The sequence below is a fragment of the Parapusillimonas granuli genome (assembly GCF_013416525.1).
GTDB lineage: Bacteria > Pseudomonadota > Gammaproteobacteria > Burkholderiales > Burkholderiaceae_B > Parapusillimonas > Parapusillimonas granuli.
Map to the genome: position 1 here is coordinate 511,143 of NZ_JACCEM010000001.1, position 16,668 is coordinate 527,810.

Annotated in this window: 15 protein-coding genes; 5 read left to right on the forward strand and 10 right to left on the reverse strand. The window is 66.5% G+C overall.

What is annotated here, in order from left to right:
* Nucleotides 1–97: 97 nt before the first annotated feature.
* Nucleotides 98–1,078, reverse strand: coding sequence for a tripartite tricarboxylate transporter substrate binding protein (locus H0A72_RS02405; protein ID WP_180153444.1), 981 nt, complete (start codon nt 1,076–1,078; stop codon nt 98–100).
* Between the two features lie 33 nt (nt 1,079–1,111).
* The gene (locus H0A72_RS02410; protein WP_180153445.1) at nt 1,112–2,311 is read right to left on the reverse strand and encodes a M20 aminoacylase family protein; all 1,200 of its coding nucleotides are present in this window, start codon (nt 2,309–2,311) and stop codon (nt 1,112–1,114) included.
* Nucleotides 2,312–2,391: 80 nt separating this feature from the next.
* Here H0A72_RS02410 and H0A72_RS02415 point away from each other — a divergent pair, with 80 nt between their 5' ends.
* Nucleotides 2,392–3,315: a LysR substrate-binding domain-containing protein gene (locus H0A72_RS02415; RefSeq protein ID WP_180153446.1), complete on the forward strand. Its 924-nt coding sequence runs from the start codon at nt 2,392–2,394 to the stop codon at nt 3,313–3,315.
* Between the two features lie 42 nt (nt 3,316–3,357).
* Here H0A72_RS02415 and H0A72_RS02420 read toward each other — a convergent pair whose 3' ends face one another.
* Complete coding sequence (locus H0A72_RS02420; protein WP_180153447.1) at nt 3,358–3,945, reverse strand: SET domain-containing protein; 588 nt, start codon at nt 3,943–3,945, stop codon at nt 3,358–3,360.
* Nucleotides 3,946–4,023: 78 nt separating this feature from the next.
* Between H0A72_RS02420 and ilvB the strand changes: the two genes are divergently transcribed.
* From ilvB to H0A72_RS02440, 4 genes are all read left to right on the forward strand, one after another.
* The gene (gene ilvB / locus H0A72_RS02425; RefSeq protein WP_343060221.1) at nt 4,024–5,775 is read left to right on the forward strand and encodes a biosynthetic-type acetolactate synthase large subunit; all 1,752 of its coding nucleotides are present in this window, start codon (nt 4,024–4,026) and stop codon (nt 5,773–5,775) included.
* 78 nt (nt 5,776–5,853) lie between these two features.
* On the forward strand, nt 5,854–6,834 hold the full coding sequence (locus tag H0A72_RS02430; RefSeq protein WP_180153449.1) for a TRAP transporter substrate-binding protein: 981 nt from the start codon (nt 5,854–5,856) through the stop codon (nt 6,832–6,834).
* A gap of 12 nt (nt 6,835–6,846) precedes the next feature.
* Nucleotides 6,847–7,344: a TRAP transporter small permease subunit gene (locus tag H0A72_RS02435; protein ID WP_180153450.1), complete on the forward strand. Its 498-nt coding sequence runs from the start codon at nt 6,847–6,849 to the stop codon at nt 7,342–7,344.
* Nucleotides 7,345–7,362: 18 nt separating this feature from the next.
* On the forward strand, nt 7,363–8,643 hold the full coding sequence (locus H0A72_RS02440) for a TRAP transporter large permease (protein ID WP_180153451.1): 1,281 nt from the start codon (nt 7,363–7,365) through the stop codon (nt 8,641–8,643).
* On the opposite strand, the gene H0A72_RS02445 is transcribed toward H0A72_RS02440, so the two are convergent.
* The 7 genes from H0A72_RS02445 to H0A72_RS02475 all read right to left on the reverse strand — a co-directional run bounded on the left by H0A72_RS02445 (nt 8,618) and on the right by H0A72_RS02475 (nt 16,589).
* Entirely contained in the window at nt 8,618–9,247 is a 630-nt protein-coding gene (locus H0A72_RS02445; protein WP_180153452.1) for a TetR/AcrR family transcriptional regulator, read from the reverse strand. The two genes, H0A72_RS02440 and H0A72_RS02445, sit on opposite strands and share 26 nt — an antisense overlap.
* A 114-nt stretch (nt 9,248–9,361) precedes the next feature.
* The gene (locus H0A72_RS02450) at nt 9,362–11,491 is read right to left on the reverse strand and encodes an acetate--CoA ligase family protein (RefSeq protein WP_246437020.1); all 2,130 of its coding nucleotides are present in this window, start codon (nt 11,489–11,491) and stop codon (nt 9,362–9,364) included.
* Nucleotides 11,488–12,579 carry an acyl-CoA dehydrogenase family protein gene (locus tag H0A72_RS02455; protein ID WP_180153453.1) on the reverse strand — a complete coding sequence of 364 codons (1,092 nt, stop codon included), beginning with the start codon at nt 12,577–12,579 and terminating at the stop codon, nt 11,488–11,490. The genes H0A72_RS02450 and H0A72_RS02455 overlap by 4 nt, the downstream gene beginning before the upstream one ends.
* A 3-nt stretch (nt 12,580–12,582) precedes the next feature.
* On the reverse strand, nt 12,583–13,797 hold the full coding sequence (locus H0A72_RS02460) for an acyl-CoA dehydrogenase family protein (protein WP_180153454.1): 1,215 nt from the start codon (nt 13,795–13,797) through the stop codon (nt 12,583–12,585).
* Nucleotide 13,798: 1 nt separating this feature from the next.
* Nucleotides 13,799–14,575 carry an enoyl-CoA hydratase/isomerase family protein gene (locus tag H0A72_RS02465; protein WP_180153455.1) on the reverse strand — a complete coding sequence of 259 codons (777 nt, stop codon included), beginning with the start codon at nt 14,573–14,575 and terminating at the stop codon, nt 13,799–13,801.
* A 21-nt stretch (nt 14,576–14,596) separates the two neighbouring features.
* A complete protein-coding gene (locus H0A72_RS02470) occupies nt 14,597–15,568 on the reverse strand; it encodes a Bug family tripartite tricarboxylate transporter substrate binding protein (protein ID WP_180153456.1) in 972 nt (323 codons plus the stop codon).
* Between the two features lie 34 nt (nt 15,569–15,602).
* Nucleotides 15,603–16,589 (reverse strand): Bug family tripartite tricarboxylate transporter substrate binding protein, encoded by a 987-nt coding sequence (locus H0A72_RS02475; RefSeq protein ID WP_246437019.1) that lies wholly within the window; start codon nt 16,587–16,589, stop codon nt 15,603–15,605.
* Nucleotides 16,590–16,668 lie beyond the last annotated feature (79 nt).

Here is a 16,668-nt window from a genome sequence, read left to right on the forward strand (position 1 = left end):
AGAATAGCCGACATGCTAACGTTTTGCGGCACTTTCGTATCCCCGGGGTTTCCCGTGTTCGGCCGGCGGCGGCCGGGGCCGGGCCCCGAACCGTGGATCAGTTCACGGAAATCGCCCGGTCCGCCACGATCTTCAGGAATTGCTCGGTCTCGCGCCGGTACTGGTCCTTGGCCTGTTCCAGGCTCAGCGGTTCGGCCACGGCCGAGCCGCTGGCCTCGATGGCGGACCGCACTTGCGGGTCGGACAAGGCCTGCTTGAGCGCCGCCTGCAGCTTGCGCACTTCGTCGTCGGGCGTTTCCGCCCTGACCAGCAGCCCCGCCCAGGTGGGGTACTGGAAGCTCTTCAGTTCCGGCGCCACTTCGCCCAGGGTGGGGATCTCGGGCGCGAGCGGGTTGCGTTCGGCCTGGGCGACGCCGTAGGCCTTGAGCTTCTTTTCGCGGATCAGCCCCAGCACGTTGCCCGCCAGGGGCAGAAAGGAAACATCCACCTGCCCGCCCATCAGGTCCTGCACCAGGGGGGCGGCGCCGCGATAGGGCACGTGGAACATGTTGCCGCCGGTCTCGGCCGCCAGCACGGCGCCCGTCACGTGGTAAAGCGAGCCGATGCCGACGCTGCCATAGCTGACGGCGTCCGTGTTCGGCGCCTTGCTGCGGGCGATGAGGGCGCGCACGTCCGCCGCTTCCAGGTTGGGGCGGCCGACCAGGACCTGGCTGGTCTGGGTGGCGGGGCCGACCAGGCGGAAGGCATCCGGCTTGTATTCCAGCGCCGGGTTGACAGCGGGCGCCAGGATCACTTCATTGGGGGAGCCCAGCAGCAGGGTCCTGCCGTCGGCCGGGCGCTGCAGGACGCGGTTGCTGCCCACCGCGCCGCCGGCGCCGCTCAGGTTTTCGATGATGATGATGCGGTCCAGCGCCTTGGACAGGGCGGGTGCGATGGTCCGGGCGATGAAGTCCGAGCCGCCGCCGGCGGGATAGGGCACGACCAGGCTGATCTGGCCGTTGGACTGGCCGGCGGCGGGCAAGGCAAGGCAGGCCAGCGCGACGCAGGCCGATCCCAGGATGAGTTTGCTTTTGAGCATGGTGTCTCCGATGTTTTCTTGTGATGCGTTGGGTTATTGCGGGCCGAGCCTGTACTCCGTCAGCGCCGCCCAGAAGGTGGCGGCGGGGGCGAGGCAGGCGTCGTTGAAGTCATAGCCGGGGTTGTGGACCATGCAATGCCTGAGTCCGGTGCCCGGGTCGGTTGCGCCGATCACGCCGTTGCCGATCAGCAGGTAGCAGCCCGGCCTTTCCCGCAGCATGTAGGCGAAGTCTTCGCTGCCCATCAGCGGCTCGGTGTCCGGCTGCACGTTCTCGGCGCCGAAGACGCGGCGCGCGACCTCGACCGCCTCGCGGGTTTCGTCCGCGGTGTTGACCAGCACGGGATAGCCGCGCTGGTAGTCCACCTGCGCCGTGGCGCCATAGCTTTCCGCCTGCAGGGTGCAGATGCGCCGGATGCGGGCTTCGAGTTCGTCGCGCACCGCGGGCGAGAAGGCGCGCACGCTCAGTTCCAGCCGGGCGCTGTCGGGAATGACGTTGTAGGCCGCCCCCGCCTGCAGTGTGCCGATGCTGACGACCACGCTGTCCAGCGGATCGATGTTGCGCGACGCGATGGTCTGCAGGGCCATGATGGCACTGGCCGCGGCGATGGTCGGGTCGACGGTGCGATGAGGCACCGCCGCGTGCCCGCCCTTGCCGTTGAACGTGACGACGACGCGGTCGGACGAGGCCATCATCGCGCCTTCGCGGAACAGGAACTGCCCGGCGGGCCAGCCCGGCATGTTGTGCATGGCGAAGACCGCGTCGCAGGGAAAGCGCTCGAAAAGGCCTTCTTCTATCATGCGGCGCGCGCCGCCGCCGCCGCCCAGCTCTTCCGCGGGCTGGAAGATCAGGTGCACCGTGCCGTCGAACTTGCGCTTGCGCGCGATGATCTCGGCGGCGGCCAGCAGGATGGCGGTATGGCCGTCATGGCCGCAGGCATGCATGGCGCCGGGGACTTCGCTAGCCCAGTCGACGCGGGTGCTTTCCTGGATGGGCAGGGCGTCCATGTCGGCCCGCAGGCCGATGCGGCGGCTGGAATCGCCGTTCCTGAGCGTGCCGACCACGCCCGTGCCGGCCACGCCTTCCACCACGTCGTAGCCCAGCGCGCGCAGGCGGTCCGCCACCAGGCGGGCGCTGCGGAACTCCTGGAAACCGAGTTCGGGGTGGCGGTGCAGGTCTCGGCGCAGGGCGACGTAGGCGTCCCAGTCGATGGCGGTGTCGAAATTGGCAGTCATGCCGGCATTATCGGTACGCCGCCCGGTTCGCCGTTACTGATATTTAGTTTTTGGTGACAACCATTGGTTATCATATTGCCATGAAAGACCATAGCCTGAGAGCGCTGCTGGCGGTGGCGGAGGCCGGCACCATACGGGGCGCCGCCCGCCGGCTCAATCTGTCGCAAGCCGCCCTGACCAAATCGCTGCGCGAGCTGGAAAGCGACGTCGGCGCCGAGCTCCTGAGCCGCAGCTACCGCGGCGTGCAGCTGACCGAGGCCGGCCGCATCCTGCACGACCGCGCCAAGGTGGCGCGCCGGCAGCTGCACATCGCCGAAGCCGAGATCCGGGCGCTGTCGGGTTCCGCGCCGGAACGGCTGTCCGTGGGCGTGACGCCCATGGTGGCGCTGTCGGTGCTGTCCGACGTCTGGACGCACTTCCGGCGCTTGCGGCCGGCCATCGCCCTGAACCTGCGCGAGGGCCTGCCGTCCATCGTGGTGCCCGCGCTGCAGAAGGGCGAGCTGGATTTCGCCCTCGTGATGGCCGATCCCGGCTTCGTGCCCGACACCTTGTCGTTCGAGCCCATCATCCATACGCCCTTCCACATCGTGGGGCGCGCGGGGCATCCGGCGCGGAACGCCACCGAGCTCGCGCCGCTGCTGGACTATGAATGGATCTTCAGCCTGCATCCGGGCAGCTATAGCGAACGGGTCCTGAAATGGATGGCGGACCAGGGCCTGGCGCCGCCCAGGCGCATCGTCGATTGCAATTCGACGCTGTCCAACTGGCAGCTCATACGCAACAGCGACATGCTGACGGTGCTGCCGTCCGTGTTCTTCCAGGCGCCGTCCATCGCGGCGGACGCCCACGGCTTGATGAGATTCGGCATCCGCCTGCCCGACGCCGTCGTGGGCAGCCTGCGCCTGAAGCATGCGCCGCCTTCTTCGGCGGCCACGCTGCTGGCCGATCTGTTCGCCGTGTATCTGAGGCGGCAAGGCGGCCAAGCGCCCATGCCGCTGCTTTGACGCGGACGTCTCGCGGAAAGGCGCGCCAGGCGGGTCGGCGCGCTAGCTTTTCGCCTTCTTCCGCTTGCCTTCCCGCTTTTCTTTCTCGTCCTTCTTCTTTGCCTTCCCGTCTTTCTTGTTCTTCTTTTCCTTCTTTTCTTTCTTGTCTTCGTTCTTCCCGGGCTTTTCCTTGGGCAGCGCCAGCATGGTCCCCCGACAGGCTGCGCTGCCGCAAAGACAGCCGTATTGCTTGCGCAGCGTCTTGGTGATCCGGCCGTCCATCACTAGACCGTAGTCGTAGAAAAGCTCGTCGCCGGCGGGGATGTCGCGCAGGGCGAAGACGAACACCCGGCTGCCCTGCGGGCTTTCCTGGGTTTCGCAGTTGGGGGCGCAGGAGTGGTTGATCCAGCGCGCGTCATTGCCGTTCTGCCCGCCGTCTATCACTTTGCCGTTGCTCAGCGAAAAGAAGAAAGTATGGAAAGGATCGTCGGGATTGACCGGGTGCAGGGCGTCCGCCTGTTCCGGCGTGATGCGCTTGCCGCGGTATTCGATGATGCGCGTGCCGGCGGGGATGTCGCGCCGGGCGAAGACGCCGGTGCCATGCAGCGGGGACTGTTTGACCAGGTGCCAGGGTTCGGGTGGGCGGCTCATGCTTTCCAGGTGTTTGGGTGGGGGAAAAAAGAATACACTTCCCGTATCCCGATATCTTATGCAATAAAGCGACGTGCCGTGAATACTTCTACTGAACCCGTCAGCCGGAATGGCGCGCAAGCCTTGCTGGAAACCTTGATCGCGCATGGTGTGGACACCATTTTCGGCTATCCTGGGGGCGCCGTCCTGCCCTTGTACGATGCCTTGTATTCCGAGCCGCGCATCCGCCACGTGCTGGTCCGCCACGAGCAGGGGGCCGTCCACGCCGCCGAAGGCTACGCCCGTTCCACGGGCAAGCCCGGGGTGGTGATCGTGACCTCGGGCCCGGGCATGGCGAACACCACCTCCGGCCTGCTGGACGCCTTGTGCGATTCCATACCGGTGCTGTGCATCAGCGGCCAGGTCGCGACCAGCGCGATCGGCACCGACGCCTTCCAGGAATGCGATGCCATCGCCATTTCCCGTCCGGTCACGAAATGGAATGCGCAGATCCGCCGCAGCGAAGACGTCCCGGCCCTGGTCGCGAAGGCCTACGGCCTCACGCGGTCGGGCAGGCCGGGCCCGGTGCTGCTCGACTTCCCCAAAGACATGCAGATCGGCCTGGTGCCGGCCGCCGGCGGCACGGACGCCGCCGCGCCGCCGGAGCCCATAGAAACCGCCACGCCGGCCACCGAAGCCGCCGTCAAGCGCGCCGCTTCGCTGATCGCCAATGCCAAGCGCCCGGTCTTCTATGGCGGCGGCGGGCTGATCAATTCCGGGCTGGACGCCTGCCACGCCTTCACCGCGCTGGTGCAGGACATGGGCGCGCCGTGCACGCTGACCCTCATGGGTCTGGGCGCCTTCCCCGCCGACGACCCGCTGTTCCTGGGCATGCTGGGCATGCACGGCACGCTGGAAGCCAACCTCGCCATGCACCACGCCGACCTCATCATCTGCGTGGGCGCGCGCTTCGACGACCGCATCACCGGCAGGCTGTCCGACTTCTGCCCGCATGCCGCCAAGATCCACCTGGACATCGACCCGGCCTCCATCGACAAGGTCGTGCGCGCCGACGTCGCCCTGGTGGGCGACTGCTATCCCATGCTGCGCGCCCTGCGCAAGGAGATCGGCCGGCTGGACATCGACCCGGCGCGCCTGAAACCCTGGTGGGAGCGCATCGGCGTGTGGCGCGCCAAGGACTGCCTGGGCTTCCAGCCGTCCGCCCAGGCCATACTGCCGCAGCAATTGATGCGCGCGCTGGACCAGGCGCTCACCGGCAGCGACGCCATCATTTCGACCGACGTGGGCCAGCACCAGATGTGGGCCGCGCAGTACATCAAGTTCAACCGGCCCAATCGCTGGCTGACCTCGGGCGGCGCGGGCACCATGGGCTATGGCATCCCGGCGGCCATCGGGGCCCAGATCGGCAATCCGGGCAAGCCGGTGGTGTGCGTCAGCGGCGACGCGTCGGCGCTGATGAACATCCAGGAACTGGCCACGGCCAGCCAGCATCGCACGCCCATCAAGGTGGTTCTGTGCAACAACCAGCACATGGGCATGGTGCGCCAGTGGCAAGAGCTCATCCACGACGGGCGCTACAGCCACAGCTACAACGCCTCGATCCCGGATTTCGTCGCGCTGGCCCGGGCCTTCGGCTGGGGCGCGGCGCGGGTCGAAGACCCCGCCGATCTGGGCGCGGCCCTTGCCGCCTGCCTGGCATACGACGGCCCCTACTTCCTGGATGTCGTCGTCCAGCCCCAGGAGAACTGCTTCCCCATGATGCCGGCCGGCTATGGCCATCAGCAGGTGATGCTGTCGGAAGACAACTGGTACGTGGAAGAACAGGCCTGACCATAGAAAACCCCAATTTCCGCCCGGGCCGAATTCAGGTAAAAATCACCGATCCACTTCCGAACCATTGGGGAAAAAATGCGCAAGACCTGGTTTTCCAAACTGATGCTCGCCGTGTCCGTGGCGGGCGTGTTCGCCGCCACGCCGGCCATGGCCGCCAAAACCCTGAAGATGGCGTATGCGCTTTCCACCAACTCCCATTACGGGGTCGGGGCCGAAGCCTTCGCGAAAACCGTCGAGGGCGGCACCAACGGCCAGTTCAAGATCCAGCAGTTCCCCAATAGCGCCCTGGGCGGCGAGCGCGAAGTCATCGAGGGCATCCAGCTGGGCACCATCGACCTGGCCATCGTCTCCACCGGCGCCACGCTGAACTTCGTTCCCAAGACCGGCGTGTTCGACATCCCCTTTCTTTTCCGCGACCTGGCGCATGCGCGCAAGGTGCTGGACGGCGAAATCGGCCAGAAGATGCTCGAGGAATTCCCCAAGCGCGGCCTGATCGCGCTGGCATGGGGCGAACAGGGCTTCCGGCAAATGACCAACAACACCCGGCCCGTGGCGCAGCCGGCCGACGCCAAGGGCCTGAAGGTCCGCACCATGGAAAACCCCATCCACATCGCCGCCTTCCGGGAACTGGGCGTGCTGGCCACGCCCATGGCATGGCCCGAGGTCGCCACGGCGCTGCAGCAGGGCACGATCGACGGCCAGGAAAACCCCATGTCCGTCATCGTTTCGGCCAAGCTGCCGCAATTGCAGAAGTACCTGTCCCTGACCTCGCACGTCTATGGGCCGGCGCTGGTGCTCATGTCCCCGGCCGTCTATGACGGCCTGTCCGCCGCCGACAAGGCCACTTTCAAGAAGGCCGGGCACGACGCGGCCGTCGCCATGCGCGCCTATGTCGACCAGGTCGAAAAAAGCGGCATAGAAGAGGTCAAGAAGCAGGGCATGCAGGTCAACACCGTCGACCACGCGGCCTTCCAGAAGGCCGTGGAACCGGTCTACCCGCAATACTACAAGCAGTTCGGCAAGGAACTGGTCGAGTCCATCCGCAACACCAAGTAAAGCGACCGCATCGTGTCGGCCCTTCGCCTCCTGGACCGCGGCCTGTTCCGACTGGTGTCGGCGCTGGCCCAGCTGCTGATCGTTTCCGCGGTGGTCGCGGGCTTCTATCAGGTGGTGGCGCGCTTCGTGCTCCAGTCGCCGGCCGACTGGAGCGAAGCCTGGACGCGCGCATCGCTGATCTGGACGGTGATGCTGGGCATTTCGCTGGCCTTCCGGCAAGGCGCCATGCTCAGCGTCGAAATGCTGCACGGCTTCCTGAAAGGCCGCAACAAGCGCCGCCTCGAGCACCTCATCCTCGCCATCTGCCTGGGCTTCCTGGGCTTCATGGCCTGGGTCGGCGGCCAGATGACCTGGCGCGTGCGCTTCCAGACCATGCCCAGCCTGGACATCTCCATTTCCTGGGTGTATATCGCCATCCCCATCGGGGCCGTCCTGGCCATGGCCGCCGTATTGGCGCAGTGGGCCGAAGGCCCGCGCCAGACGGCCACGGTCGACGAAACCGTGATCTGACATGAACGTGGAAGGACTATGTCCCAGTTGATGGTCGTTTCGATGCTGCTGTTCTTCGCGCTGTCGGTGCCGGTGGCGGTGTCCATCGGCCTGGCGAGCATGCTGGGGGTGGCGTACGACGGCCAGATGACCTGGCTGGTGATCGCGCAGCAAATCTACGCGGCGCTCGACAAATACCCGCTGGTGGCGGTGCCCTTCTTCATTCTGGCCGGCAACCTGATGGAAGCCGGCGGCATCTCCGAACGCATGGTGGACTTCGCCAAGAGCGTGGTGGGCGGCGTGCAGGGCGGCCTGGCCTGCAGTTGCGTGCTGACCTGCATGATCTTCGCCGCGGTGGCGGGCTCCAGCGTGGCCACCACCTTCGCCGTCGGCGCCATCCTCATCCCGGCCATGGTCAAGCACGGCTACCCCAAGCCCTTCGCGGCCTCGCTGCAGGCGTCGGCCGCCGAACTGGGCGTGATCATACCGCCGTCCATCCCCATGATCCTGTTCGCGGTGGCCACGGACACCTCGGTGGGCGAACTGTTCATCGCCGGCATCGGGCCGGGCCTGCTCATCGGCGGCGCGCTCATGGTCTATGTATGGCTGTATGCCCGCCGGCACGGCTATGGCAAGCACGACGGCGACGGCAGGCTCGCGCTGTGGCCGGCGTTCAAGCGTTCCTGGCTCGCGCTGCTGATGCCCGTCATCATCCTGGGCGGCATCTACGGCGGCATCTTCACGCCGACCGAGGCGTCGGCGGTGGCGGTGGTCTATGCGCTGGCGGTCGGCATTTTCGTGTACCGGAAGATCACGTTCTCGTCGCTGTCGCACACGCTGCATCGTTCGGTGATTTCGACGGCGGTGATCATGTTCGTGATCGCGAACGCGGGCGTGTTCGGGTTCCTGCTGAACCGGGCCGGCATTCCCGCCGCGCTGGGCGATTGGCTGGGCCAGCTCTTCAGCGACAAGTACACGTTCCTGCTGGGCGTGAACGTGGCGCTGTTCATCATCGGCATGTTCATCGAGACGTCGGCGTCCATCGTGGTGCTGGCGCCGCTGCTGCTGCCCGTGGCCATGCAGTTCGGGGTCGATCCCGCGCACTTCGGGGTCATCATGGTGGTCAATCTGGCGCTGGGCATGGTCACGCCGCCTTTCGGCGTGAATCTGTTCGCGGCCTGCGCGGTGGCCAATCTGTCCATAGAACGCTTGATCCGGCCGCTATTGCCGTTCGTGGCGGTGGTCGTGGCCTGCCTGATGGTGATCACCTACGTGCCGGAGATCTCCCTGTTCTTCAAGGAACTGGTGTACGGGCGGTGAGGCATGGGGTGCGGGCGGTGTCGAGCACCCCGTTCAGGTAGGTGTCCAGATAGATGTCTATGATCTCCACCGCGCTGTACTTCCCCCCCTTCCGGTACCACCGAGGCAGCTGATTCACGATGGACAGCAGGAACTTGCTGGATAGATCGACGTCGATGTCCTTCCGGAACACGCCCGACGCCATGCCCTCGTGGATGATGTCCTTCAGTACACCTTCGTACTCATCCCGCACCCGCAGGACCTCGGACCGCGTCTCGCTGGAATGCGTCGTCCAGAAAATCGCCGAGCCAGACATCCAGCTGTCCTGATTTCTTTCGAACCGGGCGGCCGAAGCGTGCATGTAAGCGCGCAGGCGGTCTATGGGGTGCGGCCCCGTCTTATCCAGCGCGTTGCCGACCTCCATCAGCAGCTCGTCCATGCCGGTTCGCGAACTGGCGCGGTAGATGGCTTCCTTGCTGGTGAAGTGATGATACAGGGCCGCTTTGGTCAGCCCGGTTTCGGCGGCGATCATGCTGATCGACGCGCCCTCGTAACCATGGCGGGCGAATATGCGGCGGGCCGCTTCAATGATTTTGTGTCGACGATCGGGGTCTCTTGCCGCCATGAAACGGGCCTCGTGAATGGGTTAGGGCATGCTCCTCGAAAGACTGCCGTACGCCCGGATTATAGAAGGTGGCTGCGCGGGTCAGGCAGGCCCGCGCAGCCATCGCTCCCGGCTTCAGGAGGCCGCGTTGCAGGAAACCACCGCGTCCAGGCAGGCGGCGCCCTCGTCGAGCACCACGAAGGGATTGACGTCCACGCCCTCCAGGACTTGCGCCCAGTCCTGCGCGAAGTCCGACAGGCCCATGAGCGCCCTGGTCAGCGCGCCGACATCCTGGGCGGGCCGGCCGCGCCATCCGAACAGCAGTTGCGAGGCCTTGACCGAACGGATCAATTGTTCGGCGCGGGCGGGCGAGAGCGGCACCGAGGCGAAGGCCACGTCGCGGAACAATTCCACGGCCACGCCGCCCAGGCCGAACATCACCATGGGACCGAAGATCGGATCCACATGGATGCCCAGAATGGTTTCGGTGCCTTTGCGGATCATGGGCGCAATGAGCACGCCCTCGATCCGGGGCGAGCCGGGCAGCGCGGCGGCCTTGCCCATCAGGGCGCCGAAAGCCCGGCGCACCGCATCCGCGTCGGCCAGGTCCAGGACCACGCCGCCGAATTCGGTCTTGTGCTGGATGTCCGGCGAGACGATTTTCGCGACCACGGGGTAGCCTAGCCGCTGTGCCGCGGCGACGGCCTCGGCTTCCGTCCGGCATAGGGCTTCCGGCGGCACCGGCAAGCCGTATTCCGACAGCAGCCGCTTGGCCTGCATCTCGTTCAAGGAGCCGGCGCGCGGATCGACCGCCACGTCCGGCCGCCGCGCCCGGCGGCCGGGATCGGGCAGGCCGGGATGCAGCGAAGCCCGCCGCCGCGCGATCTCGCACAGCGCGCCGACGGCGCGCATTGCGCGGCCGGGATCGGAGAAGATGACCAGGCCCTGCGCCTCCAGCTGCCGGCGCATCTCGTCGTCCGACGGGCCGATCAGCACCAGCAGGCGGTCCGGGTACTTCCGGCGCAGTTCGGCGAGGTCCGCCAGCAGGGGCACGAAGCGGCGCGGGTCGCAAGGAATCTGCGCCAGGTACAGGAACAGCGTGGCGCAATCGGTTTCCTGGATGACGAGCTCGGCCAGGTCCGGTATGCCGCGCTTGATGGCGCCGATCTGTGCCGTGGTGTCCAGCGGATTCACGCCCACCAGGAAGGGCACGATGCCGCGTATCCGGGCCTGCAGCGCCGGCGCCGCCGCGGGGACGGCGACGCCGTGGCGTTCCGCGTCGTCCGCCATCAGGACGCCGATGCCGCCGGACACGGTGATGATGTTGGCACGGTCGTTCGCGGGCTCGGCAAGCTGGCTGCGCACATAGGCGATGTCCAGCATTTCTTCGATGGATTGCGCCCGCCAGGCGCCGCATTCCCGGCACACGACGTCGAAGATCTTGTCGTCGCCCGCGATCGCGCCGGTGTGGGTGGCGGCGGCCTGTTGGCCGGTGGCCGAACTGCCCACTTTCATCAGGATGACCGGCTTGCCCGCCGCGGCCGCCTTCAGCAGGGCGCGGCGCAGCCGGTTGCCGTCCCGGCAGCCTTCGATGGCGGCGCAAATGACGCGGGTCTCGGGGTCCGACGCCAGAAAGTCGATGCATTCCGTGACGTCGATGTCCGCTTCGTTCCCGGTCGCCACGATGCGGGCGATGCCCAGTCCGCGCTGGATCGCCTGGGCATAGGCGCAGGAGCCGAAGGCGCCGCTTTGCGTGGCGAAGCTGATGCCGCCCGGCTGTGGAACGAGCGCTTCGAGGGCGGTGGAGAACGTGGCGAAATAGCGGTTCCGCACGCTGACGATGCCCAGGCAGTTCGGACCCAGCAGGCGCACGCCATGGCGCGCGGCCAGGGCGGACATCTCTTCCTGGCGCAGGCGGCCCTCTTCGCTTTCTTCGGCGAAACCCGAGCTCAGCACCTGAACGGCCTTGATGCCCTTGGCGATGCAAGCCCGCAGCGCATCGGGCGCGGCCGACGCGGGAACGATGATCAGCGCCTGATCGACCTCGCCCGGGATGTCGGCCAGCGTCGGATAGGCTTGCAGCCCTTGCACGGTCTCCGAGCGCGTGTTGATCGGGTAGATCCGGCCGGCGTAGCCCGCTGCGCGCAGGAAGCGGATGGGCCTGCCGCCCAGCTTGGACGGGTCGGACGAGGCGCCGATGATGGCGACGGATCGTGGATTGAAGAAGGGGTCCAGGGCGTGGACCTCCATTGCTGCTTGGTTCATTGGCCGGCCGCTCCCTGAAATTCGCCCAGCGCCTTCACGTGGCTGCAGGCGTCCCCGTAGCGGAAAGCCAGCGCGATCAGGCGCGTGGCCATGCGGGCCGCCAGGGTTTCCCGCGTCATGCCCATGCCGCCGTGCAACTGGATGACCGCCTGTGCGAATTCTATCGCCTGTTCGCGCACGTACAGGCCGAGCAGGTCGAATGCCGCCGCGCTTTCGGCGGCGCCTTTTGCGCCGTCCAGCGAGCGCAGGGACGACATCAGCAGGCATTTGCAGCTTTCGAAGGTCACGTACAGCTTCGCGGCGTCATGGCGCAGCACCTGGAATTGCGCCAGCGCCTGTCCGAACTGTTTTCTTTCCTGCAGATACCGCAGCGTCTCGGCGAGCGCGTAGTTCATGGTGCACACGATGTCGGCGGCCACCGCCGCCTGGGCGATGCGCCAGCCGGCGGACTGCATGGCCGTGGCGGCGGCGCCGCGGGCCAGTATGCCGACGCCGGCCGGCGTGCAGCCGTTCAGGTCCAGGCGCCGGACGCTGCGGCCCTCGACGGTGACGTAGGACGCCGTCCGTCCGCCCAGCGCCTGGGCATCCAGCAGGATGACCAGGGCTTCCTCCGTGGCGGCGTCGACGGCGTTGAACAGGATGTGGGTGCATTCGTCCGTCAGCTCGACGGGCTCCAGGCTGCCCGCGAGGACCGGGGCGCCCGCCGCCGAAGACAGCGTGGGCGCGGTCCCGCTTTCACGCCGGCTCAGCGGGCCGGCGAATTCGACGCAGGCCTCGCCGGCGGCGATTTGCGCCCGCAGCCGCTCGACGGCCGCGTTCGCCGGCGCCGCGCCCAGCATGGCGGGCACGATGCCGCAACGCGTCATGACGGGCAGGTTGACGGCGCGCGCCGCCATGCCTTCGATGAGGGATCCGAGGTCGTTGAAGCGGCCGCCGTAGCCGCCCTCCGCCTCGGGGATCAGGGTGCCGCCCCAGCCCATCTCCTGGATGATGGACGAAGCGGGAGTCGCCGCGGACACATCCTTGGCGTAGCGTTCGGCGCCGTCGAACAGGACGCCCGGAAAAACAACTGCTGGTTCAAAAGCCATGGATCATGCTCCTAGCAATTCACGCGCGACGACATTGCGCTGGACTTCCGTCGTTCCGCCGGCGATGGTCTTCGAGCGGGTGAACAGATAGTTCTGCAGCCACAGGCCGGCGTCGGTCTGGCCGCCCTGCTCCGTCAGGAAGCGCTGCGTGGCTGCCGGCCCGGTGACCCGGAGGGCCACTTCCGTCAGCGCCTGGGCCACCAGGCTGCACATGAGCTTCAGGGCCGAAGGCTTCGCGCCCAGGGGGCGCTTTTGCATCATGTCGTCGATGGCCGACGCCAGCATTTCGCGCGCGCCCTTGATCTGCGCGGCCAGCATGAGCATGCGCTGGTCCAGCGCGGCATAGTCGCGGTCGCGGGCGTTTTCCCGCCGGCTGTCCCAGAGCAGATGCGCGACCCGGCGCCACTGGCGCACCAGCTGGGCGACGCTGGCCGGCGGCAGGCGCTCGCGTTCCAGCAGATACTTGGCGCAGTTCCAGCCTTTGCCTTCTTCGCCCACCAGGCGATCCGCCGGCACCCGCACGTTTTCAAAGAAGACTTCGTTGACGTGATGCCAGCCGTCTATGGTCTCGATGGGGCGCACGGTGATTCCCGGCGTGTCCATGTCGACCAGCAGCAGCGAGATGCCGTCCTGCTTCTTGGCTTCGCGCGACGTGCGCACCAGCAGGTAGATGATATTGGCTTCGTGGCCGTGCGAGGTCCAGATCTTCTGGCCATTGACTACGTAATGGTCGCCGTGGCGCTCCGCGCGCGTCTGCAGCGAAGCCAGGTCCGACCCTGAATTGGGCTCGGAATAGCCCTGGCACCACCAGTCCGAGGTGTCGATGATGCGGGGCAGGTACTTCGCCTTTTGCTCCGGCGTGCCGAAATGCATGATGACCGGGCCGATATGGCCCAGGCCGTGATGGTACAGCGGCGGGCAGTCGAAGTCGGCGATGGCCTCTTCGAAGATCATGCGCTGCCGCAGATCCCAGCCGGTGCCGCCGTGCTCCTTGGGCCAGCTGGGCGCGGCCCAGCCCTGCTTGCACAGGATCTGCTGCCACCGGCTGTAGACGGGGCGCGTGACCTTTTCGCCGTTCCTGACTTTCTCGCGGATGTCGTCCGGGCAGTTCCGTTGCGCGAATTGGCGGACTTCGTTCTGGAATTCCAGGTACTTTCCCGTTTCGTCATTGCCGCTGGAGGGCAAGGACAGGAAGCGCTCGTTCAGTGCATGCCGCATGTCAACGCCCCTTGTATTGAGGGCGGCGCTTTTCCAGGAAGGCCCGCTGGGCTTCCTGCGCATCTTCCGTATTGGACAGTGCGACCGTGATGTTCTGTTCGTAGCGGTAGCCTTCGCGCTGCGGCATCGACAGCGTGACCTGGGCCGCCTGCTTGGCGTATTGCAGCGCCAGGGGCGCCTTGCCGGCGATTTCGCGCGCCAGATCCAGCGCGTAAGGCATCAATTCCTCGCGCGGCAGGCTGGCTTCGATCAGGCCGACGCGGTAGAGCTCGTCGGCGGAAACCTTCATGCCGGTATAGAACATGCGGCGCGCGCGCGACTTGCCGAACACGCGCTGCAGCAGCGCGGTGCCGCCGGCCAGGCCCACGTTGATCTCCGGCATGGACACATAGGCGTTGTCGGAGCAGATCCAGATGTCGCAGGCGGCCATCAGGCCGAAGCCGGCGCCGATGGCCGGGCCGTTGACGGCGGCGATCACCGGTTTGCTGCAGTCGGCGATCGAGAGCGAGGCCTCGCGCACCAGGCGGTTGTGGTTCCAATAGGCGCCCGGGCCGCGTTTCTTGATGGCGGGGCGCTCGGAGATGTCGGCGCCGGCCGAGAAGACGTCGCCCCGCCCGGTCAGGACGATGCAGCGTACGTCATCGTCGTCGTTGAAGGCGTCGAATGCGCCGATCAGTTCCGCCCGCAGCTCGGCGTTCTGCGCGTTGACGGGCGGGCGGTTCAGGTAGACGATGGCCACGCCATCCTGCTTCTCGACTTCTATATGCTTGAAATTCATCACGTTTGCTTCCATGGTGGGCTATTGGACGACCAACTGCACGCCGGCATCCACCAGACCTTGCAGGCGCTTTGATTCATACGCCAGAAAATCGGCGAATTCCTTGGGCGTGCCGCCCGACACGAACAAGCCCGCCTTGTCGAGCACGCCGCGCACCTGCGGGTCCTTGATCGCATCGTTCAGGCCCCGGTTGATTTTCTGAAGAACGGGCTGGGGCGTGCCCTTGGGCGCCAGGAAGCCGAACCAGCTGCCGAAGACCAGGTCTATGCCCTGCTCCTTGAAGGTGGGGACTTCGGGTGCGGCGGGGTGCCGGGTGTCGTGGGCGATGCCCAGCGCGCGCAGCCGGCCGGCGCGGACGCTGTTGATGGAGCTGGGGCCGTCGAAAATGCCGTCCACCAGCCCGCCGTACAGATCGTTCATGGCCGGCGCCGTGCCCTTGTATGGGACATGGGTGATGGTCACGCCGACTTCCTTGGCCCACAGTTCGGCCGCGATATGGGGGCTGGACGCGTTGCCGGACGAGGCGAATTTCAGGTTGCCGGGCGATTGCTTGCCTTTGGCGATGACGTCGTCCAGGGTCTTCAGCTCGCTCTGGCTGTTCACGACCAGCATGCTGCGGCTGTTGCCCAGCAGCATGACGGGCTCGAACGAACCGGGGTCGTAGTTCAGGTCCTTGCGCAATATCGGGTTGGACGTGAAGGCGTAGCTGGTGAGCAGGATGGTGTAGCCGTCGGGCTTGGCGCGGCTGACGTGCTGGGTGCCGATCATGGTGCCGGCGCCGCCCTTGTTGTCGACGATGACCTGGGTGTTCCAGTGGCGGCCCAGGTAATCGCCGATGGAGCGCGCATACAGATCGGTCACGCCGCCATGCGCGTACGGCACGATGATGGTCACGGGACGGTCGGGATAGGTTTCCGCATGGGCGGTGGACACGGCGCAGGCAAGCCCGATCACGGCGCCGGCCAGCCTCAGTTGCTTGAAGAGTCTGTTCATGAATGCTCCTGTTGCATGAATGTGGGGTTTCGATTCATTTGGCGTTCGTCACGGCGATGCCGGCGCTGTCTATCACCTCTTTCCAGCGCTTCTGCTCGCTGCGGACCAGCGCTTCCATTTCCGCGGGGGTGCTGCCGGCCAGCCTGGAGCCGGTGGAGGCGAAGTTGGCCCGCAGGGCCGGATCCTCGGCCACCGCGATGATCGCCTCGCTGAGCTTCTTGATGATCGGCTCCGGCGTGCCGCCGGGGGCGCTGATGTAATTCACCGGCGACGCTTCGAAGCCGTCCAGGGTTTTGGCGATGGGCGGGACGTCGGGAATGATGGGATTGGGTTCCAGCGTGGAAACGCCCAATGCCCGCACGGCGCCCGACTGGATATGCGGCAGGTAGACGCTCAAGGTGTCGATGGACATTTCGACGCGGCCGCCGATGACGTCCGCGGCCGCGATCGCCGAGCCGCGGTAGGGCACGTGGACGATGTCCACGCCGGCCATTTTCTTGAACAGTTCGCCCGCCAGATGGCTGGTGGAGCCGATGCCGGAGCTGGCGAAATTGACCGTGCCGGGGTTCTTCTTGACGTGGTCGATCAGTTCCCGCACCGACCGGGCGGGGAAGTCTTTGTTGACGACGAGCACGTTGGTGCCGGCGGTGAGCTGGCTGACGGGGCGCAAGTCCTTGAAAGCGTCGTAGGGCAGGTTCTCGATCAGATAGGGCGCGGTCATCTGCTGGCCGGGCGTGGTGTACAGCAGGGTGTAGCCGTCCGGCGCGGCTTTGGCGACTTTGTTGGCGCCCATGGATCCGCCCGCGCCGGGCACGTTGTCGATGATGATGGGCTGCTTCAGGGCCTCGGACAAGGGCTGGGCGAAGCGCCTGGCGCTATAGTCGGCGCCGCCGCCGGGGGCGAAGGGCACGACCAGGCGGATGGGTTTGTCGGGATAGCCGGCGTCGGCGCCGGCGGCGGACGGCAGGACGGCGCTCATCGAGGCGGCGAGCGCCACGACGGCGTGCAAGAGAGTATTCATTTGTCTCCTTACTGGCGTGGGGAATAGCGGGCGGGTAGAATCCTTGAACTTACCGAACGATCGGTAAGTTCAAGGATTC